This window comes from Kamptonema formosum PCC 6407, assembly GCF_000332155.1.
Classification (GTDB): domain Bacteria; phylum Cyanobacteriota; class Cyanobacteriia; order Cyanobacteriales; family Microcoleaceae; genus Kamptonema; species Kamptonema formosum.
On record NZ_KB235904.1, the window covers coordinates 940,521 to 964,121 of the forward strand.

At 44.2% G+C, this 23,601-nt stretch carries 21 protein-coding genes and 2 pseudogenes; 7 read left to right on the forward strand and 16 right to left on the reverse strand.

Annotated features, from left to right (window positions below; translation table 11 throughout):
* Positions 1 to 38: 38 nt before the first annotated feature.
* Positions 39 to 852 (reverse strand): annotated as a pseudogene (locus OSCIL6407_RS33550) (transposase); the annotation flags it as partial.
* Between OSCIL6407_RS33550 and OSCIL6407_RS31065 the strand changes: the two are divergent.
* Positions 738 to 1,175, forward strand: coding sequence for a transposase (locus OSCIL6407_RS31065; RefSeq protein ID WP_083811312.1), 438 nt, complete (start codon positions 738 to 740; stop codon positions 1,173 to 1,175). The pseudogene OSCIL6407_RS33550 and the gene OSCIL6407_RS31065 sit on opposite strands and share 115 nt — an antisense overlap.
* A gap of 135 nt (positions 1,176 to 1,310) precedes the next feature.
* Here OSCIL6407_RS31065 and OSCIL6407_RS0121060 read toward each other — a convergent pair whose 3' ends face one another.
* From OSCIL6407_RS0121060 to OSCIL6407_RS0121075, 4 genes are all read right to left on the reverse strand, one after another.
* Positions 1,311 to 1,553, reverse strand: a complete 243-nt coding sequence (locus OSCIL6407_RS0121060; RefSeq protein ID WP_007355946.1) for a PDDEXK family nuclease — start codon at positions 1,551 to 1,553, stop codon at positions 1,311 to 1,313.
* 59 nt (positions 1,554 to 1,612) lie between these two features.
* On the reverse strand, positions 1,613 to 2,497 hold the full coding sequence (locus OSCIL6407_RS0121065) for a PhzF family phenazine biosynthesis protein (protein WP_007355947.1): 885 nt from the start codon (positions 2,495 to 2,497) through the stop codon (positions 1,613 to 1,615).
* Between the two features lie 232 nt (positions 2,498 to 2,729).
* Positions 2,730 to 4,271, reverse strand: coding sequence for an anthranilate synthase component I (gene trpE / locus OSCIL6407_RS0121070; protein ID WP_007355948.1), 1,542 nt, complete (start codon positions 4,269 to 4,271; stop codon positions 2,730 to 2,732).
* A gap of 106 nt (positions 4,272 to 4,377) precedes the next feature.
* The gene (locus tag OSCIL6407_RS0121075) at positions 4,378 to 4,875 is read right to left on the reverse strand and encodes a hypothetical protein (RefSeq protein WP_007355949.1); all 498 of its coding nucleotides are present in this window, start codon (positions 4,873 to 4,875) and stop codon (positions 4,378 to 4,380) included.
* A 110-nt stretch (positions 4,876 to 4,985) separates the two neighbouring features.
* On the opposite strand from OSCIL6407_RS0121075, the gene OSCIL6407_RS0121080 reads away from it, so the two are divergent.
* The 3 genes from OSCIL6407_RS0121080 to OSCIL6407_RS0121090 all read left to right on the forward strand — a co-directional run bounded on the left by OSCIL6407_RS0121080 (position 4,986) and on the right by OSCIL6407_RS0121090 (position 8,133).
* Positions 4,986 to 7,304, forward strand: coding sequence for a HEAT repeat domain-containing protein (locus OSCIL6407_RS0121080; protein WP_007355950.1), 2,319 nt, complete (start codon positions 4,986 to 4,988; stop codon positions 7,302 to 7,304).
* Positions 7,305 to 7,387: 83 nt separating this feature from the next.
* Positions 7,388 to 7,666, forward strand: coding sequence for a hypothetical protein (locus OSCIL6407_RS0121085; RefSeq protein ID WP_007355951.1), 279 nt, complete (start codon positions 7,388 to 7,390; stop codon positions 7,664 to 7,666).
* Positions 7,667 to 7,668: 2 nt separating this feature from the next.
* Positions 7,669 to 8,133 (forward strand): HNH endonuclease, encoded by a 465-nt coding sequence (locus OSCIL6407_RS0121090; RefSeq protein ID WP_007355952.1) that lies wholly within the window; start codon positions 7,669 to 7,671, stop codon positions 8,131 to 8,133.
* Positions 8,134 to 8,156: 23 nt separating this feature from the next.
* On the opposite strand, the gene OSCIL6407_RS0121095 is transcribed toward OSCIL6407_RS0121090, so the two are convergent.
* Together OSCIL6407_RS0121095 and OSCIL6407_RS0121100 are read right to left on the reverse strand one after the other, a co-directional pair.
* Positions 8,157 to 8,744, reverse strand: a complete 588-nt coding sequence (locus OSCIL6407_RS0121095; protein ID WP_007355953.1) for a Uma2 family endonuclease — start codon at positions 8,742 to 8,744, stop codon at positions 8,157 to 8,159.
* An 82-nt stretch (positions 8,745 to 8,826) separates the two neighbouring features.
* On the reverse strand, positions 8,827 to 9,297 hold the full coding sequence (locus tag OSCIL6407_RS0121100; RefSeq protein WP_007355954.1) for a hypothetical protein: 471 nt from the start codon (positions 9,295 to 9,297) through the stop codon (positions 8,827 to 8,829).
* Positions 9,298 to 9,431: 134 nt separating this feature from the next.
* Between OSCIL6407_RS0121100 and OSCIL6407_RS0121105 the strand changes: the two genes are divergently transcribed.
* The gene (locus OSCIL6407_RS0121105; RefSeq protein ID WP_007355955.1) at positions 9,432 to 9,644 is read left to right on the forward strand and encodes a helix-turn-helix domain-containing protein; all 213 of its coding nucleotides are present in this window, start codon (positions 9,432 to 9,434) and stop codon (positions 9,642 to 9,644) included.
* 45 nt (positions 9,645 to 9,689) lie between these two features.
* On the opposite strand, the gene OSCIL6407_RS0121110 is transcribed toward OSCIL6407_RS0121105, so the two are convergent.
* From OSCIL6407_RS0121110 to psaA, 5 genes are all read right to left on the reverse strand, one after another.
* Positions 9,690 to 9,893, reverse strand: a complete 204-nt coding sequence (locus tag OSCIL6407_RS0121110; protein ID WP_007355956.1) for a hypothetical protein — start codon at positions 9,891 to 9,893, stop codon at positions 9,690 to 9,692.
* A complete protein-coding gene (locus tag OSCIL6407_RS0121115) occupies positions 9,890 to 10,234 on the reverse strand; it encodes a hypothetical protein (RefSeq protein WP_007355957.1) in 345 nt (114 codons plus the stop codon). The genes OSCIL6407_RS0121110 and OSCIL6407_RS0121115 overlap by 4 nt, the downstream gene beginning before the upstream one ends.
* 34 nt (positions 10,235 to 10,268) lie before the next feature.
* Positions 10,269 to 10,550 (reverse strand): hypothetical protein, encoded by a 282-nt coding sequence (locus OSCIL6407_RS0121120; protein WP_007355958.1) that lies wholly within the window; start codon positions 10,548 to 10,550, stop codon positions 10,269 to 10,271.
* A gap of 181 nt (positions 10,551 to 10,731) precedes the next feature.
* On the reverse strand, positions 10,732 to 12,957 hold the full coding sequence (gene psaB, locus OSCIL6407_RS0121125; protein WP_007355959.1) for a photosystem I core protein PsaB: 2,226 nt from the start codon (positions 12,955 to 12,957) through the stop codon (positions 10,732 to 10,734).
* Between the two features lie 111 nt (positions 12,958 to 13,068).
* Positions 13,069 to 15,363, reverse strand: a complete 2,295-nt coding sequence (gene psaA / locus OSCIL6407_RS0121130; protein ID WP_007355960.1) for a photosystem I core protein PsaA — start codon at positions 15,361 to 15,363, stop codon at positions 13,069 to 13,071.
* A 432-nt stretch (positions 15,364 to 15,795) separates the two neighbouring features.
* Here psaA and OSCIL6407_RS35520 point away from each other — a divergent pair, with 432 nt between their 5' ends.
* Positions 15,796 to 17,094 carry a hypothetical protein gene (locus OSCIL6407_RS35520; RefSeq protein ID WP_007355961.1) on the forward strand — a complete coding sequence of 433 codons (1,299 nt, stop codon included), beginning with the start codon at positions 15,796 to 15,798 and terminating at the stop codon, positions 17,092 to 17,094.
* A 28-nt stretch (positions 17,095 to 17,122) separates the two neighbouring features.
* Here the strand turns inward: OSCIL6407_RS35520 and OSCIL6407_RS32840 are convergent.
* A pseudogene (locus OSCIL6407_RS32840) lies at positions 17,123 to 17,272 on the reverse strand (transposase); the annotation flags it as partial.
* A gap of 37 nt (positions 17,273 to 17,309) precedes the next feature.
* Between OSCIL6407_RS32840 and OSCIL6407_RS0121140 the strand changes: the two are divergent.
* The gene (locus OSCIL6407_RS0121140; protein WP_007355963.1) at positions 17,310 to 18,356 is read left to right on the forward strand and encodes a glycoside hydrolase family 10 protein; all 1,047 of its coding nucleotides are present in this window, start codon (positions 17,310 to 17,312) and stop codon (positions 18,354 to 18,356) included.
* Positions 18,357 to 18,486: 130 nt separating this feature from the next.
* Here OSCIL6407_RS0121140 and OSCIL6407_RS0121145 read toward each other — a convergent pair whose 3' ends face one another.
* The 3 genes from OSCIL6407_RS0121145 to OSCIL6407_RS0121155 all read right to left on the reverse strand — a co-directional run bounded on the left by OSCIL6407_RS0121145 (position 18,487) and on the right by OSCIL6407_RS0121155 (position 23,506).
* Entirely contained in the window at positions 18,487 to 19,335 is an 849-nt protein-coding gene (locus tag OSCIL6407_RS0121145; RefSeq protein ID WP_007355964.1) for an SDR family NAD(P)-dependent oxidoreductase, read from the reverse strand.
* 44 nt (positions 19,336 to 19,379) lie between these two features.
* Positions 19,380 to 20,204, reverse strand: a complete 825-nt coding sequence (locus OSCIL6407_RS0121150) for an alpha/beta fold hydrolase (RefSeq protein ID WP_007355965.1) — start codon at positions 20,202 to 20,204, stop codon at positions 19,380 to 19,382.
* 98 nt (positions 20,205 to 20,302) lie between these two features.
* Positions 20,303 to 23,506: an efflux RND transporter permease subunit gene (locus OSCIL6407_RS0121155; RefSeq protein WP_007355966.1), complete on the reverse strand. Its 3,204-nt coding sequence runs from the start codon at positions 23,504 to 23,506 to the stop codon at positions 20,303 to 20,305.
* Positions 23,507 to 23,601 lie beyond the last annotated feature (95 nt).

Here is a 23,601-nt window from a genome sequence, read left to right on the forward strand (position 1 = left end):
TTCAGAAGTATTAGATAGTTTAGCCATGACTCGATTCAACTGACAATTCGATGTTCGATTCTTTTTTGATTATTTGACCACATCCACTGCTGTTGACGATAAATCTCACTCGATACCAACAAATTCCTGTATTGCCTTCTGCTTAAGAGTTCTAGGCTAGCCCCTTTATTCATTAATTTCTCGATATGTCCCAAATTTCGTTTGATATATTGAAGCTGTTTTTTAACGGCATTTCTCCTTTCCTTTCCAGAGGGCTTCCTGTTTTTGGCGAATTTTAGATAATCTTTTCTGGCCTTCTTTCTGTAAGTTCTTGGTTTTTTGTCTAGGTTCTCCTTCAGGGATTTATATAATATGTCTATGATGAGTTCGGTGGTTTTCCTCGCTTGATTTAACAGGTCTACATCGGTGGGGTATTTGATATCGGCAGGTGCTACCGTTGCATCGATTAATAGCTTTCCTCTATTTTCTTTTGGTCTTTCGGCTTCTTCTGACTTTTTTGTGCTGGGTTCCTCCGGCTTGAATCCTCGACCTTTTTGGACAATTTTGCGATTGATTTTTTTAAGCAGAGACTGACCGATTCTTTGTCGAAAATGAACCATCATTGAAGCGTCAAAAAGTGCTTCGTTCCGATAACTATTTTCTCCGATAAAATACTGTAAGTAAGGGTTTTACTTAATTTGTTCGACTGTTTCACGCTTCGCTAATTCCCAATTTTTCTTTGATGATTAACGCTCCCAGTGCCATCCGAAAGGGTTTGGCTGGCGCTCCCATTTCCTCGGAGAAATTCTGGGCATATTCTTCCTCAAATTCTGACCAGGGAATTAGATTTGCCAGAAGTACCCAACGATTTTCAGCAAGCCCTATTTAAAATTTTCAAGCCGAAAGGATGCCTAAACCCGGGAGATATCTATCAAACTAAACCCCAGTTAGCAGTAGAAATACTGCGGGAACTCAAAGCTTTTGGCTTTAAAATTAAGTTGGTTTTAGCAGATAGCTTATATGGGGAAAGTGGGGATGTAATTAGAGCATTAGAACAACAAGAGCTATCCTTGATTGTCGCTATTCGTAGTAATCATGGGGTGCTGATGGGACCCGGACAGCGAGTGCGTTACAATCAATGGAAGGAATACCAGCAGCAGCTATCTTACCGTCAATCTGAGCCGAGATTCAATTGATTATTCAGCCCTATATTTTTTATTGTTTAATCTCTCCTTGGTTAACAGTGTTTAAGATTCCTGGTTTGCGTCGAAAGTTCTATGACTTAATTTACTGTATGGATGATTTCCCTGCTATTTATACACCTTTTCCTGCTACCAGTTCCATTGCTGCCTAAATTTTACTCTCCCCAAAGTGACAAAAGAGGGATAATTTCGCCAGCAAGTACCTAATTTTAACTGAATTCGACTATGTTTGAGTGTTATACCATTTTTCTCGATTAATTCCCCATCTACCCATTCTGTATTTTCAGGTGGGTTTTGCATCCATTCTTCTATGGAAATGTGGGGTAATTCACTAATTTTAACCTCTTTTGATTCAATTATTGCTGTCACCATTTTGCTTGTTTCTCCTTGGATTATAACTTGACTATAGCGCTCTTAAATGATATATATTTTTAAACAAATTCTCCTTTGGCTACCATCACCACTTTTCCACCTACGTAAACCTCTATTTCTTGTTGATTTCTTTGAGATTTCAAAAGTAATAATGAAGGTCTATCAATCTCATAACCTTGTTCAACTCGCACATTTACAGATGTTTTACCACTATATGAATATTCTACTAAATATCCGGCTAAGCAGCCATTGGCGCTACCTGTAGCGGGGTCTTCAGGAATACCTAAAGAATCGGCAAATACTCGGACGCTTAAATCATTATCTTGGTTGTATGTTTCTGGGCAAAATATTAGGATTTCTTGGGCTTCAAGATTTTTAACTAACTCAAAATATTTGTCTAAGTTGACTTTGGCTTTTTTGAGGGAGGAGTGAGTTTTTAATGGTACGATAATAAAGGGAACGCCTGTAGAAACTTCTTGAATTGGATATGTCAAGTCTATTTCATCTACTTCTAAGTTTAACACTGAGGCCAGAATTTCAGGGTCGAATTTTTGATTAAAGGTTGGTGGCTTTTGTCGCATCCATAAAACGTCTGTGGCTTCGTCAATGTAATTAAATGTAACTGGAATTTGACCGACGGCTAAATTAAGATTAACTTGTTCAACTTGGTTTTTAATAATTTCGTTTTGGATGATGTAGGCTGTTCCTAATGTTGGATGTCCCGCAAAGGGTAATTCTTTTTTCGGTGTGAATATCCGCACGTCATAGCCATCGTTTTTTATCTCATTTGAGAGGATAAAGGTAGTTTCTGAGTAATTGATTTCTCTGGCTATTTGTAGCATTTCGGTATCAGATAATTCTGCTACGCGATCGCCAGTAAATACGGCTAACTGATTACCCGCATATTTTGATTCAGCAAAGACATCAACAATGTAAAATTTCATAGTATTTGTTATTGGTTATTTGTTATTTGTTAACTGTTAACTGTTAACTGTTATCGGTTAGACGAAGAAAGGCGAAGCATTCGGGAACAAAATATTGGTTTATAGCAGTAATTTATCGCCCGAATGCTATGCGCTACGCGCAGGCTACGCCAACGCCCCTACATCAAACTTATAGAAATCAAACTATTAACTGTTAACTGTTAACCGTTAACAGTTAACAGTTAACAAATAACTATTTTAAACAGCGGATAGCTTCTAACATTCCTCTGGCTTTATTCAAGGTTTCCTCATATTCGGATTCTGGGTTAGAATCAGCAACTAAACCGGCTCCGGCTTGCACGGAAACGGCATTTGTGCCATCATCCTTAGTACGGACAACCATTGTGCGAATTGCGATCGCACTATTTAATTGTCCCTCAAAATCATAGTACCCGTAAACCCCGGAATAAGGCCCGCGACGACATCCTTCTAATTCGTGGATAATTTGCATCGCCCGAATTTTGGGGGCACCGCTGACAGTACCCGCAGGAAAACAAGCTTTCAACAAATCCCAAGCCGTTTTATCGCTAGCTAATTCTCCCACAACATTGCTGACAATGTGCATGACGTGAGAATAACGCTCAATTACCATTAATTCGTCAACTTTTACAGTACCATTGCGACAGACTCGACCTAAATCGTTGCGGCCTAAATCAACTAACATGACGTGCTCGGCAACTTCTTTCGGGTCTTGCAATAATTCCGCTGCTAAACTATCATCTTGTTGGGGAGTTTTACCTCGGCGGCGAGTACCAGCAATGGGCCGCAATGTGGCTACTTTTTTGCCATCTATGGTATTTTCAGCTTTTACCATGACTTCGGGACTAGAACCAATAATTTGCCAATTTCCGAAGTTAAAATAAGCCATGTAGGGAGATGGATTAATTAAGCGCAAGGAACGATAAAGTCCGAAGGGATCGCCGTTATATTCAGCAGATAATCGTTGGGAAAGTACGACTTGAAAAATATCGCCGGCTTTGATATAATCTTTGGCTTTTTCGACGTTAGCGCAGAATTGTTCGCGGGTAATATTGCTAGTGTAATCTAAGGTTTTTTCTGCGGTTGACTGGTAAGAATCAAATCCTGGCGGTGTCCATTCTAAGAGTGTTGTTTGCTGGGAAAGAGGCGATTTTAACTTATTAACTAGCTGAGTGACGCGATCGCACGCTTGCTGATAGGCTTCCCGCAAGTCTACATTGCTATCTCGTAAATCTGCGTAGGAAATTGCCCAAATTTTGCGCTTTACTTGGTCAAAAATCAGCAAGTTATCTACCTGCATCCACAACCCGTCTGGCAAATCTTCTGCGGTGGCTGGATAAACAGGTACTCGCGATTCCATCCAGTTAATTAATTCATATCCCCAAAATCCAAACAAGCCGCCAATTCCTAATGGTAATTGGGGCAATTTAACGGGATCAAAAGGTTTGAGACAGGTGGTTATGGCTTCAAAGGGATCGCCTGTAAAGATAGTTTGAGAACCGTTGCGGTGGGTTTGGGTAGTGCGATCGCCTCTTGCTTCCAGAATCCACAGCGGATCGCAGCCTAATAAACTATAACGCCCGATTTTCTCGCCGCCTTCGACTGATTCTAGCAGGAAACTGTAGGGTTGACCGGCACAGACGCGATACCAAGCTGAAACGGGGGTATCTAAATCGGCCACCCATTCTTGATAAACGGGGATGAAGTTACCTTGCTTGGCGAGTTCGGAGAATTGGGTAAAATCGGGGAAAATCATAATTTCAATTATAGTCTATTTGGGAATTATACCAAAAATCCGGGCGATTGAAATCGCGGCTACACGAACAAAGTCCGCCTGCGCGGACTAATGAGGTTGATTAATTTTACAGGGATACGGAAAAGTTTTCTCGCCAATATTTTTGTAGTGCGTAGGTATCTCTGAGTTGTTGCAATGCTTCGGGTGAAAATTCTGATTTAATTTTACCGATAAATCTGCCCCATTCGTACAGGCGATCGATGGAATAGGCGTTAGTAAGTTGGTGGGTGTAGAATGTTGTCCAGAATTGAGGGGCGATTGCACTTTTCCAGCGTTTATGCCACATTGAGAAATCGGAGGGATTTGGTAATTCTACTTCTAATAATGGGGGGAAATCTGCATAGTTGACGAAGCGGCTAATGCCTTTGGCGTGGATGTAGACTACATGACGATAGCATTCGATTCGGTAGATGTCGTCTGGGGAAATGTTAAATAGAATGGTGACGGTTTCTTTGGTGACAAATCTAGCGAGGGGATGGAGAAGTGAGGATTTGTGGAGGATTTTTGAACAAGATATAGTTAAGTTTAACTGAGATGGTTCTGTCATTTTAAAGGTATAGGGCATTAATTTTTGGTCTGTATTGTCTTTTTAGGCGATCGATCTTCCCCTAGCCGGGTTCAATAGTTTATCATTGAAGTAACCCGCTTTGAGTCGCGAATCAGGAGAACCGTCAAATGCCAGATCCAATTTTGGGCTTGATTTTTGGGGACGCTTGGCAAGGGATGGTGGGAAGTAAAACCAATGAATCATTTAATCTTGCCTGGTTGATGGCGTTAAAAGCATTAGCAAAAGCAGGTAAAATTGTCAACCATTATTTAGAACAAGCACTTTTTCATCCGACATTTCAGGAATATTTTGCGGCGTTAGCGGTTGAGAATTGGCATTTTTTCCTGAATCATATTCCTGATAATCCGCAACATTCTGAAGCTCAATACCACATTTTTGAGAAGCAGTGGAAAGAAGTTATTTTGCTGTGGTTGGGTCGTGATGAGGTAGGTAAGGAGGAGAAAGAATCGTTTATTAAGGCGCTAGTTGAGTTTGAGGATAGGTGTGATAATTTTTATAATTATCGTGCATATTTTCTAGCGGCTGTCGGAATTACTGAGTTTAAGGATTGTCGTCTTGCTGATGAGATTGTGGGGCAAATTATTAAGTGGGGTTTTGGTTATTTTAATGAGGAAAAACAGCGGTGGCAGACATTTCCAGATCCACTTGCACAGGGAGCTAGGGAGATACTGAAAGAGACGGATCGGGAAAGGGTAATAGCACCTTTAGTTGAGTTAATCAACATTTCAGGTGATGAATATACCCGGTTGCTAGCCGCAGATAGCTTAGGGAAAATAGACAAAGATCACCCAGTGGCAATCGCAACTTTAGTTGAGTTAATCCGAACTTCAAATGATGAACATATTCCAGGACAAGCGGCACATAGCTTAGAGGAAATAGGTAAAGATAACTCAGTTGCAATCTCCGCTTTAGTTGAGTTGATATGCACTTCAGATGATTCAAATACTTGGTGGCTAGCAGGAGGTAGCTTAGAGGAAATAGGTAAAAATAACCCAGAAGCGATCGCATATTTAGTCGAGTTGATCGGTACTTCAGGTGATGAAGATACCAGGTCACGAGCGGTAGATTGCTTAGGGAAAATAGGCAAAGATAACCCAGTGGCGATCTCCACTTTGGCTGAGTTAATCCGCACTTCAGGTAATGAAATTACCCGGAGGCGATCGCTTCAAAGTTTAGGGGAAATAGGCAAAGATAACCCAGTGGCGATCGCCGCTCTAGTTGAGTTAATTGGCGCTTCAGGTAATCAATATACCCGGATGCGAGCCGCAGAAAGCTTAGGAAAAATAGGTAAAGATAGCCCTGAAGCGATCGCCGCTTTAGTTGAGTTAATCCGCACTTCAAGTTATAAAGATACCCAGAGGGAAGCGGTATATAGCTTAGGAAAAATAGGTAAAGATAGCGTAGAAGCGATCTCCGCTTTAGTTCACTTAATCCGCACTTCAGATGATGAATTTATCGGGTGGCCAGCGCTTCAAAGTTTAGGGAAAATAGGCAAAGATAACCCACTTGCGATCTCCACTTTAGTTCACTTAATCAGCACTTCAGGTAATGAAATTACCCGGTACATAGCAGCATATAGCTTAGGAAAAATAGACAAAGACAACCCACTTGTAATCTCCGCTTTAGTCGATTTAATACGAAATTCAGGTGATAGATGTATAGGGAAAAGAGCGGTAGAAAGCTTAGAGGAAATAGGCAAAGATAACCCACTTGCAGTCGCAGCTTTAGTTGAATTAATCCGTACTTCAGGCAATGAAAGTACCCGATGGGCGGCGGCAGAAAGCTTAGGAAAAATAGACAAAGATAACCCAGTTCCGGCCGCAGCTTTAGTCGATTTAATCCGTAATTCCTCACCTGAATTTACCCGATGGCTACCATCATATAGCTTGGGGGAAATAGGCAAAAATAACCCTGAAGTGATATCCACATTAGTCGATTTAATCCGCAATTCATGTGATGAATTTACTCGAAGAATATCGGTAGCTAGCTTAGGGAAAATAGCCAAAGATAGCCCTGTTGCGATCGCCGCTATAGTTGAGTTAATCCGCAATTCTGGTGATGAGTTTACGCGGATGCAAGCAGCAGAAAGCTTAGTGGCAATAGACAAAGATAATCCAGTGCTGATCTCCGCTTTAGTCGATTTAATCCTAACTTCAGATGATGAACATATTCCGGGACAAGCGGCATATAACTTAGTGGAAATTATGAAAGGTCAACACTTCGCCACCGCAGTCTCAGGATTGAAAAATTGCCTAACTTCCGAACTATACGAAAATGATTTTAATCGCTATGAAAACTGCTACAAAGTCATCTGGAACTGCGCCCAAAATATGACTTACCCAGACTTTTATCAAGCATGGTACACTCAACCCACCCCCACCAATGCGCCAATACCCGACAACACTCGATCAACAGAATTCGATTGATGCGATCGCATGAAGAGTAAAAAGTAAAGTGCGATCGCACTTAGAGTTACAATAAACCTAGAAAGTATTTTCTCCTATTTCCTATGACCATTAATATCTTACCAAAACTTGACAACTTACCATCATCTCTACCGATAGAAGGTGCAGTTAGGATTGAGTTAGAAGAAGGAATACCCGTTTTTCGAGCTACTAGCACAGTCCAAGATAAAATAGAAGAATTGCTCTTTAAACAGCAAAACTCTGCCCTAACTACCGCCGAAGAAAAAGAACTTGATTCCTATGAAGAAATAGATGATTACCTCAGTTTTGTCAACCGCACTATTCGCAATCTTTTTCTTACCCAAAGTCAGCAGGAGTTGTAGAATTGTCTTCTCGCCGCAAACTCAGTGAATCTATCCAAGAACAAGTACGTCAACGAGCTAATTATCTGTGCGAGTATTGTCATGCTTCTGAAAAATGGCAATATGTTCGCTTCACAGTAGAGCATATCATCCCAATAGTTCAAGGTGGCGCTGATAACCTGGATAATTTAGCTTTAGCTTGCTTTCATTGTAACCGAAAAAAATCGGATAAAGTCACAGCTATAGATGTGGAATCAGGAGCAGAAGTTTCTCTATTTAATCCGCGCCAAAATATTTGGAACGAACATTTTATTTGGTCTGCTGACAGACTATTAATTATTGGTTTGACACCTATAGGAAGAGTTACAGTCAGTACATTATTTTTAAACCGGGAACGGGTGCTAAATATCCGCGCTGCTGACAAAGTTGTAGGTCGTCATCCGCCAGCAACCGATCCAATTAAAAGCGAAATTGACGTAAACTCGTAAAAATTAAAGTGCGATCGCACTTACTACAAAATGTATTGTAAATCCAGTACAAACCCTGGTAATACATCTTCACCTGAGAGATGAGTTGGCGATGATATCATCTCAACTTCTTGATTAGGCCGATAAATTTCTACTCGCCGATTTTGCCGATCTATCAACCATCCCAATCTAGCACCATTCTCTATATATTCTCTCATTTTACTCCTCAATTTTTCTAAAGAATCACTAGGAGAACGCAACTCGACTACAAAATCAGGACACAAAGGAGCAAATTTTCCTTGTTGTTCTGAAGTTAAAGCATTCCACCGTTCAATGCTAACCCAAGAAGCATCGGGAGAACGTTCTGCACCATTAGGAAGTTTGAAACCTGTCGAAGAATCAAAGGCTTTGCCTAGATTATTCTGGCGACTCCAACCTTGGAGTTGGTAAGTTATATCAATATTACGGTTGCCCGTGTCACTTCCGGTTGGCGGCATAATAATCAATTCTCCTGTGGCTGTACGTTCAAATTGTAAATCGCGGTTGTTTTGACAGAGTTGGAAAAATTGCTCATCTGTCAATTCAATGTTTAATTCTAGCGGAGTTGTTAAGGTGATAGTTGCTGTGTTCATAATTTATATATCTGTGCTATCTATAGTTTATCTTAAACATTGCCGATCGCGCTTTAGTCGAAGTCAGGAAATGCCGCAAATCTCAAAAGTTTTCCCATCCAGATTTTTCTCTGGCATAAACATCTCTTAAATCCTGCAATATTTCTTGAGAAAACTCCGATTTGATTTTCCCAACTAACCTCCCCCACTCTTGCAAATCCTCGATTGAAGAAGCATTTTTAAACTGGTAAATATAAAATTTAACCCAAAATTCCGGCGCAATTTTACCTTTCCACCGTTTGCGCCACCGCCAAAAATCTTTGGTATCAGGTAATGTCACCCCCACTAGCGGCGGAAAATCCGCATAGCTAACAAATCGACTAATTCCCTTAGCATAAACATAGACAACGTGGCGGTAACAATCAATCCGATAAATCTCATCGAGTGAGATGTTGAATAGGAGAGCAACCGTTTCCTCAGTGACAAATCTCGCCAACGGATGCAAAACTGGCGATTTGTGAAGAATTTTTGAGCAGGCCAGAGGGCTTGATTTTGACAAAGATGCTGCTATCATGGTAGGTGCATTAGACAGATACTATCTGTCCTTATTAGGTTTTACAGGCGATCGCCCTTTAGTTTTCTACGCCGGAGAGCGATCGCTTTTTCAGATAAAATTATTGTAAAACGCAACTGCATTATTTGTCAAGCATGGGTTTAGTCAGAGTCAAAGTGCGAGAGTTAGCGGCTGAGAGAGGCTGGACATTTAAAGAAGTAGCTGAGCGATCGGGCGTGATTTACAGTACCATCACCAGCTACGCTCGTCGTTCAGAAATATCAATGGTTGATTTTACGGCCCTGCACAAGCTAGCGCGGGCGTTTGATGTGATGATTGAAGATTTAGTAGAGATTATTGAAGAATAGGCGATCGCGCTTTTGGTGAAGTGAGAGAATGCGATCGCCCTAATCTTAATCTTTAACAGCATCCGCCAACCGTTTCGCCTTTTCCCGACGGTGAACATTAATCGGACTATTGCGAATATCAGCCTCCACCATAGCAATCAGTTCATCTAAACTGAGGGTAAGAGCATCAAGTCTTTGACAGACACCTCGGAGATTTCTCACAGTCTTTTCAATTATTTCTGGTTCAGGGAGTTTAGGTTTTTCACTCATGGTAGGTTAAAATCCATTTTCGCTTCGCGGATAGTGGCTTCAACTGCATCAGCGTCAGCTTGTGCTAGCTCAATCGTTTGAGCTAATAAATTCAGCATAGCAGAAGAAGCCAATGGCTGTGATTCAGAAATCCGCAGCAGCAGTGTGTAGAAGCGAGAATAAGGATTTCTTAGCCGTTCAGCAGCATTTTGCAATTGCTCCAACACTGTAGCTGTCGCCTCCGTCTCCCCATATTGCTCAAAGATGGCAAATTCTGCCGCCTTAGCTTCATCAATTCCTGCCAAAAGCCTTGCCTGTAAATTTAAAATAGTTGCTATTGTTTCCTGCGGTAACTTCGCCATAGAAAAATACTCACGATTTACGTACTGACTAGGTTTATAGAAGCCCATTTTCTAGTTCTTCTAGATAGATAAATTCAGGTGCTTTGACACCAGCTTTTTTTCTAATTTCTACCAATTCCGGCGATTCAAAAAACTTTCTTGCACGCTCTAAAGATAACCATTTTGAAAAGTGAACAATATGATTTGCATCATCGTCGTACTTTAATAGTTGATAACTTACTTCTCCTGCATCCTTTCTAATCTTTGCTGCTCCATCGAAGATAGTTTTCCATGCTGGGTAATCTTCTACTTGATGGATAATCAAAACGTATTGCACAATAATTTATTTTTGTAGCGTGAACCTAACTTAAATAATTTTACCTCAATTACCATTTTCTTAACTTTCTTAGGACTGTCCTGTTTCTGTCAATTTTCCACTTTCCACCAACAAACCAAACAAAATCCCCCGCCGAAAGGCAGGGGATTTGTTCAATTACCTACAAAACCAGACTTCAGAATTACCCGAATTTCCCGGCCGTCGAGGCAATTACAAAGGCCGCGTAAGTGAAGACAAAGCCAACTGCAAAGTGAGCTAAACCAACTACGCGAGCTTGCACAATTGACAGAGCCACTGGCTTGTCCTTCCAGCGAACCAAGTTCGCCAAAGGAGTACGCTCGTGAGCCCAAACAATCGTCTCGATCAACTCTTGCCAATAACCACGCCAAGAGATCAAGAACATGAAACCAGTTGCCCAAACCAAGTGTCCGAATAAGAACATCCAGGCCCAAACAGACAAGTTATTCGTTCCAAACGGGTTATAACCGTTGATCAACTGAGAGGAATACAGCCAGAGGTAATCGCGGAACCAGCCCATCAGGTAGGTAGAAGACTCATTGAACTGAGCCACATTACCTTGCCAGATGCCCAAGTGTTTCCAGTGGAAGTAGAAAGTCACCCACGCGATCGTATTCAGCATCCAGAACGCCGCTAGATAGAAGGAATCCCATCCAGAGATGTCGCAAGTACCGCCACGACCGGGGCCGTCGCAAGGGAAAGCATAGCCGAAATCTTTCTTATCCGGCATCAGCTTAGAACCGCGAGCGTCCAGAGCGCCCTTGACTAAGATCAAGGTAGTGGTGTGCAAGCCAAGTGCGATCGCATGGTGAACCAAGAAATCGCCAGGGCCAATTGCCAAGAACAGAGAGTTGGTACCGCTATTGATTGCCTCTAGCCAGCCTGGTAACCAGACATTAGCGTAGTTTGGCCATGCGGTGGAAGCGATGCTATCTGGATTGGACAACAGCACGTCCATACCATACAGAGCCTTACCGTTAACAGATTGTACGAACTGAGCAAATACTGGCTCAATCAAAATCTGCTTCTCAGGAGTGCCAAAAGCAACAACTACGTCGTTGTGAACGTACAGACCGAGAGTGTGGAAGCCCAAGAACAGCGAGACCCAGCTCAAGTGAGAGATAATCGCTTCTTTGTGCTGCAACACGCGGTAAAGCACGTTGCCTTTGTTTTGTTCGGGATCGTAGTCCCGCACCAGGAAGATCGCACCGTGAGCAAAAGCGCCCAGCATGATGAATCCAGCGATGTACTGGTGGTGCGTGTACAGCGCCGCCTGAGTGGTGTAATCCCTAGCTATAAAAGCGTAAGGAGGTAGCGAGTACATATGCTGCGCCACGAGGGAAGTAATTACCCCTAGAGCAGCCAAGTGCCAGCCTAACTGGAAGTGCAGAGAGTTGTTGTAGGTCTCATAAATGCCTTGGTGAGGCATATTGAAAGGGCCTTCAACTTTCTTACCAAAGAACTCTTTGGAATCGCACATTTCTTTGATGCTGTGACCGATACCGAAGTTCGTCCGGTACATATGACCAGCAACAATGAACAGAACTGCGATCGCCAAGTGGTGGTGAGCAATGTCAGTCAGCCACAACGATTCAGTCTGAGGGTGGAAACCACCCAAGAAAGTCAGAATTGCAGTTCCAGAACCTTGTGCAGTACCGAAGACATGACCCGCAGTGTCAGGGTTTTCGGCGTAAACGCCCCAGTTACCCGTAAAGAACGGAGCCAAGCCAGCGGGGTGAGGCAGCGTAGACAGGAAGTTATCCCAGCCAACGTGCTGACCGCGAGATTCAGGAATAGCGACGTGAACCAAGTGACCCGTCCAGGCCAAAGAGCTGACACCGAACAAACCAGCCAAGTGGTGGTTGAGGCGAGATTCAGCATTCTTAAACCAAGACAAGCTGGGGCGGAACTTGGGTTGAAGGTGCAGCCAACCTGCAAACAACAACACAGCAGACAGCACCAGCAGGAAGATAGCTCCTTGATACAAGTCAGCGTTTGTCCGCATCCCTTGGGTGTACCACCAGTGGTACACCCCAGAGTAAGCAATATTCACCGGATTAGAAGCACCTGCTTGGGTGAAAGCATCTACTGCCGGAGCACCGAATTGCGGGTCCCAAATCGCGTGAGCGATGGGGCGGACATTTAGAGGGTCTTTAATCCACTGTTCAAAGTTACCTTGCCACGCTACGTGGAACAGGTTGCCGGAAGTCCAGAGGAAAATGATCGCTAGGTGGCCGAAGTGGGAGGCAAAAATCTTTTGGTAAAGATTTTCCTCGGTCATGCCGTCATGGCTTTCAAAGTCGTGGGCTGTCGCAATCCCGTACCAGATCCGACGAGTAGTTGGATCTTGAGCAAGGTCTTGGCTAAATTTTGGAAATTTTGTTGCCATAAGCCTTGATTAATGCTGAATCCTGAAGGTTGAATGGATTCGGGTGCGGATTTTGGATTCTAGATTTTGCAAACTATCCAAAATTCCAGAATCCAAAATCTAGGGGGTAGTTTAGCCTACCGAACACATGCGGGCTAGGAAGAACGCCCACGTAGTGACAATTCCTCCCAAGAGGTAGTGAGCTACCCCCACAGCGCGACCCTGAGTAATGCTCAGAGCGCGGGGCTGAATCGACGGAGCTACCTTTAGCTTATTATGAGCCCAAACAATGGACTCAATCAATTCTTGCCAGTAGCCGCGACCGCTGAACAGGAACATTAGACTAAAGGCGAAGACGAAGTGACCGCCCAAGAACAGCAAGCCATAAGCAGACAGCGCTGAACCGTAGGACTGAATCACCTGGGCTGCTTGTGCCCAGAGGAAATCACGCAGCCAGCCATTGATCGTGATCGCACCTTGTGCGAAGTTGCCGCCGGTGATATGAGAAATTGTACCGTCTGGCGCTACAGTTCCCCAAACATCTGACTGCATCTTCCAACTAAAGTGGAAAAGCACCACTGACAAGCTGTTGTACATCCAGAACAGACCCAGGAAGACGTGATCCCAGCCAGACACCTGACAGGTGCCGCCACGACCGGGGCCATCGCAAGGGAACCGGAAGCCCAAGTTGGCTTTGTCGGGAACCAAGCGAGAGCTACGGGCGAACAGTACGCCCTTAAGCAGGATCAGAACAGTAACGTGGATGGTGAAAGCATGGATGTGGTGGATCAAGAAGTCCGCCGTACCCAGTGCGATCGGCATCATTGCTACTTTGCCGCCCACTGCTACCACCCCACCACCGAAAGCGTGACTAACGATTTCTTGGGCATTAGGGGCAGTATTGCCGGGAGCTAAGGTGTGAATACGTTGTATCCACTGAGCAAATACTGGCTGCAATTGAATCCCAGTATCCGAGAACATATCTTGAGGACGACCGAAAGCCCGCATTGTATCGTTGTGTACGTACAGACCGAAGCTGTGGAAGCCCAAGAAGATACAAACCCAGTTCAGGTGGGAAATAATCGCATCGCGGTGACGAATCACGCGATCCAGCAGGTTGTTAACGTGCTGGGTAGGAGTGTAGTCCCGCACCATGAAGATTGCCGCGTGAGCCGCAGCCCCAACAATCAGGAATCCGCCAATCCACATATGGTGGGTGAAGATAGATAACTGAGTTGCGTAGTCAGTAGCAATGTACGGATACGGAGGCATCGAGTACATATGCTGGGCGACGAGGATGCTCAAAGAGCCCATCCAAGCCAAGTTCCAAGACAGTTGGCAGTGCCAAGACTGGGTGAAGATTTCGTACATCCCTTTGTGGCCTTCGCCAGTAAAGGGGCCTTTGTGAGCTTCTAGAACTTCTTTAAAGCTGTGGCCGATGCCCCAGTTAGTCCGATAGAAGTGACCTGCGACGATGAACAACACTGCCAGAGCTAAGTGGTGGTGAGCTGTATCGCTCAGCCACAGACCGCCGGTAGTTGGGTTCAGACCGCCTTTAAAAGTCAGGAAGTCACTGTACGCTCCCCAGTTCAGCGTGAAAAATGGGGTTAGACCCTTAGCAAAGCTGGGGTAAAGATCCGCCATCAAGCTGGGGTTTAAAATCCACTCATGCGGCAGTGGAATGTCCCCAACTGTAGCGATTGTCTTCCCGCCGATGGTCAGAGGTTGACCAGCGTCGATCGCATCCATGCAAGCATTGATCGGTAGGGAAACGTGGATCTGCTGACCCGCATAACCCAAGCAACCACAACCAAGTAAACCTGCCAAGTGGTGGTTCATCATCGACTCCACATTCTGGAACCATTCCAGTTTGGGAGCTCTAACGTGATAGTGGAACCAACCTGCGAACAGCATTAAGGCTGCCATGACTAAAGCGCCGATGGCCGTGCAGTATAGCTGGTAAGAGTTTGTGATACCATTAGCTCGCCACAGTTGGAACAGACCAGAGGTGATCTGAATCCCGTGGAAGCCGCCGCCTACATCCCCATTTAAAATTTCTTGACCGAAAATTGGCCAAACCACTTGAGCGCTAGGCTTGATGCCTGTAGGGTTCGTTAACCAAGCTTCGTAATTGGAAAACTTTGCGCCATGAAAGTACGCTCCGCTTAACCAGACGAAGATCACGGCTAAGTGGCCGAAGTGAGCGCTAAAAATTTTGCGTGAAACGTCTTCTAAGTCGCTGGTATGACTGTCAAAGTCGTGAGCGTTAGCGTGCAGGTTCCAAATCCAGGTGGTGGTTTTGGGTCCCTTGGCTAGGGTGCGGTCGAAATGTCCCGGCTTAGACCACTTCTCGAAAGAAGTAGGTACTGGGTTGTTATCGACTGTCACTTTTACCTTTGCCTCTCGCTCTGGAGGACTAATTGTCATGCAGACTCTCCTCTCAATAAGACAAGGAACGAGAATTGATACTCCTCTCTCTGCTAGTGGCAGTTCAACCGCTTCGTTCGAGGGAGTTGATTATGAATTATAGACTCCCACATCTTCTGCATTGCGTGTGTTAACAATTATTAAAAAAACCTAAACAGTTCATCCTTCAAAGATTCTAGTTCCACAGCGAACTGAAAAAGTCAAGGGGTAATGCCATTAACTTTACAAAACTAAAAGTTCGGGAATCGGACAGAAGTGGGACTGGGGATAAAGTTAGGGTTATTTAGAGTTATAGGTTATGAGTTATCAGTTTTGAATTATGAAAAGATTATTGAACTCAACACTTAACACTTCACCAATTCAGAACTATCTTTCCTATTCACCCTTTTCAGCTATAGTTCCCTTATGCACAGGTTCTAGGAGAATGGCTGCGTGTTTGGCATCAATTGTTGGTGGATGGCTATGCGAAGGCTGCTGGCATCTTTGACGGCAGCGGTTTTAGTATTGAGTCTGGCTGGTTGCAGCGATCGCATTTCAGAATTGCCCAAATCGCTCCCCAATCGTACTTGGGCGGCAAGCAAGGCTCAAAAAATTTCAGAGGTTTCTCCCCCAGAAGCCTTTCAACAACTGCGTCAGACCCTCGAAATTTACCAGCCTCAAGTAAAGATATTGAGTCCGAGGCCAGATGAATTTCTGAAGGATAATACTGTTACAGTCAGATTCCAAGTTCAAGACTTGCCTATTTTCAAAGATGCTGACCTGGGTTTGGGCCCCCACCTGGAAGTCTTTCTAGATAACCAGCCTTACAAACAGATTTACAACATTGCCCAACCATTAGTTCTCTCCGATTTAGAACCTGGAACGCACACCCTACGAGCCTTTGCCGTCCGTCCTTGGGGTGAGAGCTTTAAAAATGAAGGCGCTTACGCTCAAACTACTTTTCATCTGTTCACCAAAACCCAAGACAATAATCCAGATCGAGCTTTGCCTCTGTTAACTTATAGCCAACCTCAAGGAAGCTATGGGGCAGAGCCAATTGGATTAGATTTCTACTTGACTAATGCTCCCCTACATTTAGTAGCCCAAGAAAATCCTCAAGATGAAATAGTTGACTGGAAGATTCGGGTCACAATCAACGGCGAAAGTTTCCTCACAGATGAGTGGCAAGCTATCTATCTTAAAGGCTTTACACCCGGCAAAAATTGGGTGCAAGTCGAATTTATAGACGAACAGGGAAACCCGGTTGAAAACGCCTTTAATAATACAGTTAGGGTAATTACCTATGAACCTTCAGGTCAAGATACCCTTTCTAAGTTAGTGCGAGGCGAACTAACTGCTGCTGATGTTGGTAGGATCGTCGATCCCCATTACACAGCTAAAATACCAGCACCAAAGCCAGAACCTGTTGTTCCTAAACCAGAACCAACCCCGGAACCAACCCCGGAACCAACGCCAGAACCTGTTGTTACTCCCGTACCAACGCTGCCAGAGATAATAGATAAAGCACCGATACCAGAAGTGCGATCGCCTGGAGAATCCCAGGATGCGGCTAAGCTTGTACCTGAACCGCAAGAAGTCACCCCAAAAACTGCTGCTGAGACTCCAAGGGAATCGCCTGTTGTGCCAAAGGCGATCGCACCACCTGCTGAAACCTTAATAGTACCTGAACAAACAGTTTCAGGGTCAGAAACTACGCCCGAACCTCATAATTCTGTCGAAACTGGAAGTTAATCAGAGTTATAGCAACCGCTTTCGTCGGTTAGGACACAAAACGTAAAACATCTTCGATCGCATCTCGTAAACAATCAAACTGAGCCAATTGTTTACGAATGCGATTTTTTAACCAAGACCAGCATTTCTCTATTTTGTTAAGGTCTGGGGAAACAGGATGTAAGTAAAGCAATTGACAGCTTAGACCTCACTCTTAGATCTCAAATGGGTTCTATATGGAAATCCGGGGTGTTTGGATACCGAATACTGATTGCAAGGTTCTTAATTCTAAGCAACGCATTAGTGAGGCTGTAGATTTTTTAGCAAGAACGGGATTTAATGTAATATTTCCTGTGGTTTGGAGTAAGGGTTTTACGGTTTATCCTTCTGAAATTATGAGGAAGGAATTTGGGGTTGAGATTGACTCGCGCTACAAAGGTCGCGACCCTTTAGCGGAAATGATTGTTGAGGCGAAACGGGTAGGAATTAAGGTAATTCCTTGGTTTGAATATGGATTTGTAAGTTCTTATAATCTTAATGGCGGCCATTTGTTGGCGAAGAAACCGGAATGGGAGGCGGTCGATCGTAATGGCAATTTGCTTAAGAAGAATAATTTTGAGTGGATGAATGCGTTAGATGGGGAAGTGCAGGATTTTTTGCTGAGTTTAGTGTTGGAAGTGGCGAAGAATTACGAGGTGGATGGGGTTCAAGGTGACGATCGCTTTGCACTTCCCTGTGAAGGTGGGTACGATGGTAAGACTGTTGAGCTTTACCGCCAGATGTGCGATCGCGATCCGCCGCAGAATGCTAAAAATGGGCAATGGTTACAGTGGCGTGCGGATATTATCACTGATTTTTTAGCTCGTCTGTATCGGGAGGTGAAAGCGATTAATCCAAATTTGTTGGTATCGATGTCGCCAAGTCCTTATGATTGGGGTTTGATTGAATATTTGCAAGATAGTAAAGCTTGGGTTGAGAGAAAGTTGGTGGATATGATTCACCCGCAATTATATCGGCGCGATTTTAATAGTTATAAACAACTGATCGATCGATTAGTTTTACAATTTAATTCTGAGCAATTGGAGTGTTTTTCTCCGGGAATTTTGTTGGTAAGTAGGGGTACGTCTTACCGAATTAGTCCTGAGCATTTGTTGCAGGCAATCGCTTACAATCGTGCTTGTGGAATTAAAGGTGAGACCTTCTTTTTTTACCAAGGTTTGCGAGATAATAATGATGAATTAGCTGAGGTATTGCGAAATGGGCCTTATGCAATCATTAATTAATATCCGAATTAAATGCGTAAAAGCTTAAATTATATTTTCCTAATTTTTAATAATTAATTCAACGCGGCGGTTTTTTTCCCTCCCAGCGGGGTTGTCTGAGCCATCTGGATTATTAAGTAGGTGTACCTAATTAAGCGTAAAATAGTAATGCTAATGGTGGAAAAATTTTAGTTTTCATCACAGCACCCCATTGAGCTTTTGCAGTAATTTTAATAGAAAGTAGCAGGTTTGGTTGCGGTTTTAATCTAGTCTTGAGAATTACATGACTCTCACACTTCAACTTCAAAACTCTCTGCTCAACGACGGCAGGGGCAATGTCCTGCGGCTGTCCGATTCGACCCAGGGGGGTTTGCGCTTCAGTTTGTTTGCGACCTTCGCTCTCAGCAATTCCCGCTGTCTGCGTACCTTCCGTTTCCACCATCCCAGGATTAATGGAATTGACGCGGATGTGGCGTGAACCGAGTTCTTTGGCGAGAGACTTTGTGATGGCATCAACGGCCGCTTTGGTAGCGCTATAAACTGAGGCGTTCGGGGGCGCGAGAGTGCTGACAACTGAACTAATATTGATAATGCTGCCGCCCTCTGGCCCGAAGAGCTTTACCCCTTGTTGTGAGGTGAGGATCAATCCCAGCACATTGAGGTCAAATTGCTTGTAGAAGTGTTCTTCCGTGATGCTTTCCAATGGGGAAAATTCATAAATACCAGCATTGTTGACCAAGATATCTAGCTTGCCGAATGCTTTTTGCGTTTCTGAAAAAAGATGTTCGATCTCTGCTTTTTTGGCAACATTTGCCTGGACTGCGATCGCCTTACCGCCATTGCTAACAATCTCATCAACCACGCGATCGGCCCCTTCTTTGCTGGATGAATAGTTAACGACAACTGCTGCACCTTCGGCTGCCAGATGTTTAGCGATCGCTGCACCAATACCTTTAGACGCACCTGTGACGACTGCGATTTTGCCTTCTAGTTTTTTCATGGTTATTAAGTGTTGTTCGTGAGTTCTCAGATCCGCGCATTGCATCAGGACTTGAGGAATTCCAGCAGGTCGGCGTTGAGTTGGTCTTTACTCGTGTCACCCAGACTATGCGACCCGCCCGGATATATCTTCAAAGTCGAATTCTTGACCAACTTCGCAGACAATAGGGCAGAAGCGCCAATCGGTACGATCTGATCGTCATCGCCATGAATAATCAGCGTTGGCACGTCGAACTTCTTCAAATCCTCGGTGAAATCTGTTTCCGAAAACGCCTTAATGCAGTCATAAGCGTTCTTATGACCAGCCATCATGCCTTGCATCCACCAGGACTGGATCAGGCCTTGAGAGACTTTGGCACCGGGCCGATTGAAGCCGAAAAACGGGCCGCTAGCCACATCGAGGAAGAACTGCGATCGGTCAGCCAAAAACGCGGCCCGAAAACCGTCAAAGACCTCAATAGGCAGGCCACCCGGATTCGCCTCCGTCTTGACCATGATCGGCGGTACTGCGCCCATGAGAACTGCTTTGGCAACCCGTGATGTTCCGTGTCGCCCGATAAACCGCGCTACTTCGCCACCGCCAGTAGAGTGTCCGATCGTCACCGCATCCTTAAGGTCGAGTGCCTCAAAGAGTTCCGCCAGATCGTCAGCGTAGGTGTCCATCTCATTGCCGTGCCAGGGTTGACTCGATCGCCCATGACCCCGACGATCGTGAGCGATGCAGCGATAACCGTGCGAGGCGAGAAAAAACATCTGCGATTCCCAAGCATCGGCACTCAGCGGCCAGCCGTGACTGAAGACAACGGGTTGTCCTGTACCCCAGTCTTTGTAATAGATTTGTGTACCATCCTTAGTAGCGATCGTGCTCATGGGGCTCCTATGTAAATTGTGCTAAAAGTTTCCCAGTCTGTATTTGATTGGGATAGTAAAGACGACTGCATCTGCGATCGAGACTGGATTCCTCCTTCCTAAAACGGTGACACTTTATCCCGTTTTTCCTCCTCTCGTAAATCAGTTTTTCCATCCAAACTCATGTTACCGTCTGGCGGATGTTGTGGCTGTTCGCGCTTCTTAAAGCGATCGCGAGCCGAGACAATCACCACATACAAAACCGGGACAATAAACAAACTCAAGAAAGTAGAAACAATCATCCCCCCTGCGACCGCATTCCCTAGCGATCGCCGACTTGCAGCCCCCGCACCTTCTGGGTTAACGAGGGGAGCAATACCTAAAATAAATGATAAAGAAGTCATCAAAATCGGTCGTAAACGCTCTTGAGCAGCTTCAACTGCTGCTTTAGCAACTGGATATCCCCGCTCCCGTAACTGGTTAGCAAACTCCACGATTAAGATCGCATTTTTACTTGCCAATCCAATCAACATCACCAAACCAATTTGGCAATAAACATCATTCGCTAAACCTCGCAACGACTGAGCTAAAAGAGCGCCTAAAATCGCCAACGGAACAGCAAGCAGAATAATGAAGGGATCGACATAGTTCTCATACTGAGCCGCCAAAACTAAGAACACAAAAATCAGCCCCAGACCGAAAATAATCGGTGCTTGACCTCCCGACTCAATTTCTTCTAAAGAAGTCCCCGACCATTCATAACCAAAACCTGCGGGTAAAACTTGAGCTGCCACCTTTTCCATCGATTTGATAGCCTGTCCAGAACTCGCTCCCGGAGCCGGCCCGCCGTTAATTTCAATTGACCTAAATAAATTGTAGTGGTTTACAGTTTGCGCTCCTACCACCGGAGTTAGCTTCACCAAATTGCTCAAAGAAATCATTTCATTTTTTCCTGAGCGGACGTACAATTTGCCAATATCTTCAGGATTAGCACGGAACTGTTTATCGGCCTGCACATATACCCGATAATTGCGCTGCTGGAGATTAAAATCATTCACATACTGGGAACCCAAAGCCGTTTGTAAGGTACTGAAAACATCATCAATGGGAATATCTAAAGCCTTAGCTCGATTGCGGTCAACTTCCACAATTAATTGAGGTGTATTCGCCGCAAATGTACTAAATACTGCTTGCAATCCCGGTGTTTGATTAGCCTGCTTTAAAATGCCACCCATGCTCTGAACTAGAGCATCTAAACCGCTATTACCTTTGCGGTCTTGCAATTGGAATTGGAAGCCTCCAAATTGACCTAATCCTTGAATTGCCGGCGGATTTACAGGAAAAACTCTAGCTTCTGGAATAGCTAAAAACTTGCCGCGTAACTGGCCAATAATTGCTTGTACAGTTTGCTCTTCTCCTTGACGTTCTTTCCAGGCTTTAAGCGTAGTAAATATAATGCCTTGGTTAGAAGTGCTGCCGCTAAAACCAAAGCCACCTACTGAAAATGTCCCGACAACTTCAGGAAGTTTGAGGATTTCTTGTTCTACTTGATCCATTACTTTCTGAGTGTATTGCAGCGAAACACCTTGGGGCCCTTGAATAATTGTCATAAAATAGCCCTGGTCTTCTTCCGGGATAAACGCTGTTGGTACTGACAAATAAAGCCAAGCTGTTACTCCCAAAGAAGCTATGAATGCGAGGGCGACAATAGTTTTAATTCCTGTTAGAAATATTAAGGATTGCCGATATTGCCGCTGCATCCAATCGAGACCGCTATTAACACGACCAAAAAACCAACCCACAGGGCCGCTAAACTTCTGCCCTGGCCGCAGTAATATAGCTGCAAGGGAGGGCGTGAGAGTAATAGCAATAAATGTAGAAAGCAGTACAGAAAAGGCAATTGTCAGCGCAAATTGTTTATAGAGTGCTCCCGTTGTTCCGGGAAAAAATGCCACTGGCACGAACACTGCCATCAATACTAAAGAAGTTGCAATTACAGCGCTAAAAAGCTCGCGCATTGACTCGAAAGCCGCTTGGCGGGGATTCATACCTTGGCGAATCAGACGATCTATATTTTCTACTACAATAATCGCGTCATCAACTACTAATCCCGTCGCCAATGTCAGACCAAACAGAGATAAGCTGTTAATCGTAAATCCGAAAACTTTGATAAAGGCAAATGTCCCAATCAAAGAAATTGGAATTGTGATGGTAGGAATAATAGTTGTGCGCCAGTCTTGCAAGAACACAAAAATCACTATCACCACTAGCAAGACTGCTTCAAATAATGTCTTGACTACTTCTGCCATCGACTCTTCTACGAATAAAGTCGTGTCTAGCGCTACTCTATGTATCAAACCGGGAGGGAAACCAACAGCGAGTCTTTCCATTTCTGCTTTGACTGCATGGGCAACATTCAAAGCATTACTTCCCGGCAGTTGGTAAATACCTAAACCTACTGCATCATTGCCGCGAAATCGCAGAAAAGAGTTGTAATTTTCTGCTCCAAGTTCTGCTCTTCCGACATCTTTTAATTTAACTAAGGTTCCATTTGCCTCAGTTTTTAAGACAATTTCTTCAAATTCTGCTGGATCTTTCAGACGACTTTCCGCACGCAAGTCAATTTGATACATTTGCCCCTGTGGAGCCGGTTCTTGACCAACTCTCCCAGCACCAACTTGTAAGTTTTGTTCGTTAAGTGACCGGGTTACATCTTGCATTGTCAAACCGCGCGCTGCTAATTTATTGGGATCGATCCACAAGCGCATTGCATAGCGTCTTTCCCCAAAAATTCGCACCTCGCCAACGCCTTTTACTCTCTTTAAGGCATCAGCTAAATAGAGGTCAGCGTAGTTGCTTAAAAATATGGTGTCGTATTCTTTATTTTCTGTAAATAAGCCGATGGCTAATAGCAGACTGGTAGATTGTTTTGTAACTCTAACTCCTGTGCGTTGTACGGCATCTGGTAGTTGTGGTTGAGCAACTGCCACTCGATTTTGAACATCGACGGCGGCGATGTCTTTGTTACGTGACGGGTCAAAGGTAGCTGTAATGGTGCTGGTACCATCGTTACTACTACTGGAAGTTAGATATTTGAGTCCTTCAACGCCGTTGATTTGCCTTTCTAGGATGTTAGTAACGGCGTTTTCGACAATTTCCGCACTTGCCCCACTATAGTTAGCATTGACGTTAATTTGGGTAGGGCTAATGTCGGGGAAGCGCTCGATAGGCAGGCTCGGAATACTAATTGCACCTACCAAAATGATAATTAAGGCGCAGACGCTAGCAAAGACCGGTCTTTTAATAAAGAAATCTGCAAACATTATTTGGGTAATTGGTAATTGGTAATTGCTAATTGCTAATTGCTAATGGCTAATTGCTAATTGCTAATGGCTAATGGCTAATTGCTAATGGAAGA

What these genes read in the sequence shown, in the direction of transcription:
- OSCIL6407_RS0121060 (WP_007355946.1), bottom strand. Translation starts at nt 1,553, where the DNA reads ATGGTGACAGCAATAATTGAATCAAAAGAGGTTAAAATTAGTGAATTA.
- OSCIL6407_RS0121065 (WP_007355947.1), bottom strand. Translation starts at nt 2,497, where the DNA reads ATGAAATTTTACATTGTTGATGTCTTTGCTGAATCAAAATATGCGGGT.
- trpE (WP_007355948.1), bottom strand. Translation starts at nt 4,271, where the DNA reads ATGATTTTCCCCGATTTTACCCAATTCTCCGAACTCGCCAAGCAAGGT.
- OSCIL6407_RS0121075 (WP_007355949.1), bottom strand. Translation starts at nt 4,875, where the DNA reads ATGCCCTATACCTTTAAAATGACAGAACCATCTCAGTTAAACTTAACT.
- OSCIL6407_RS0121080 (WP_007355950.1), top strand. Translation starts at nt 4,986, where the DNA reads ATGCCAGATCCAATTTTGGGCTTGATTTTTGGGGACGCTTGGCAAGGG.
- OSCIL6407_RS0121085 (WP_007355951.1), top strand. Translation starts at nt 7,388, where the DNA reads ATGACCATTAATATCTTACCAAAACTTGACAACTTACCATCATCTCTA.
- OSCIL6407_RS0121095 (WP_007355953.1), bottom strand. Translation starts at nt 8,744, where the DNA reads ATGAACACAGCAACTATCACCTTAACAACTCCGCTAGAATTAAACATT.
- OSCIL6407_RS0121100 (WP_007355954.1), bottom strand. Translation starts at nt 9,297, where the DNA reads ATGATAGCAGCATCTTTGTCAAAATCAAGCCCTCTGGCCTGCTCAAAA.
- OSCIL6407_RS0121105 (WP_007355955.1), top strand. Translation starts at nt 9,432, where the DNA reads ATGGGTTTAGTCAGAGTCAAAGTGCGAGAGTTAGCGGCTGAGAGAGGC.
- OSCIL6407_RS0121110 (WP_007355956.1), bottom strand. Translation starts at nt 9,893, where the DNA reads ATGAGTGAAAAACCTAAACTCCCTGAACCAGAAATAATTGAAAAGACT.
- OSCIL6407_RS0121115 (WP_007355957.1), bottom strand. Translation starts at nt 10,234, where the DNA reads ATGGCGAAGTTACCGCAGGAAACAATAGCAACTATTTTAAATTTACAG.
- psaB (WP_007355959.1), bottom strand. Translation starts at nt 12,957, where the DNA reads ATGGCAACAAAATTTCCAAAATTTAGCCAAGACCTTGCTCAAGATCCA.
- psaA (WP_007355960.1), bottom strand. Translation starts at nt 15,363, where the DNA reads ATGACAATTAGTCCTCCAGAGCGAGAGGCAAAGGTAAAAGTGACAGTC.
- OSCIL6407_RS0121140 (WP_007355963.1), top strand. Translation starts at nt 17,310, where the DNA reads ATGGAAATCCGGGGTGTTTGGATACCGAATACTGATTGCAAGGTTCTT.
- OSCIL6407_RS0121145 (WP_007355964.1), bottom strand. Translation starts at nt 19,335, where the DNA reads ATGAAAAAACTAGAAGGCAAAATCGCAGTCGTCACAGGTGCGTCTAAA.
- OSCIL6407_RS0121150 (WP_007355965.1), bottom strand. Translation starts at nt 20,204, where the DNA reads ATGAGCACGATCGCTACTAAGGATGGTACACAAATCTATTACAAAGAC.
- OSCIL6407_RS0121155 (WP_007355966.1), bottom strand. Translation starts at nt 23,506, where the DNA reads ATGTTTGCAGATTTCTTTATTAAAAGACCGGTCTTTGCTAGCGTCTGC.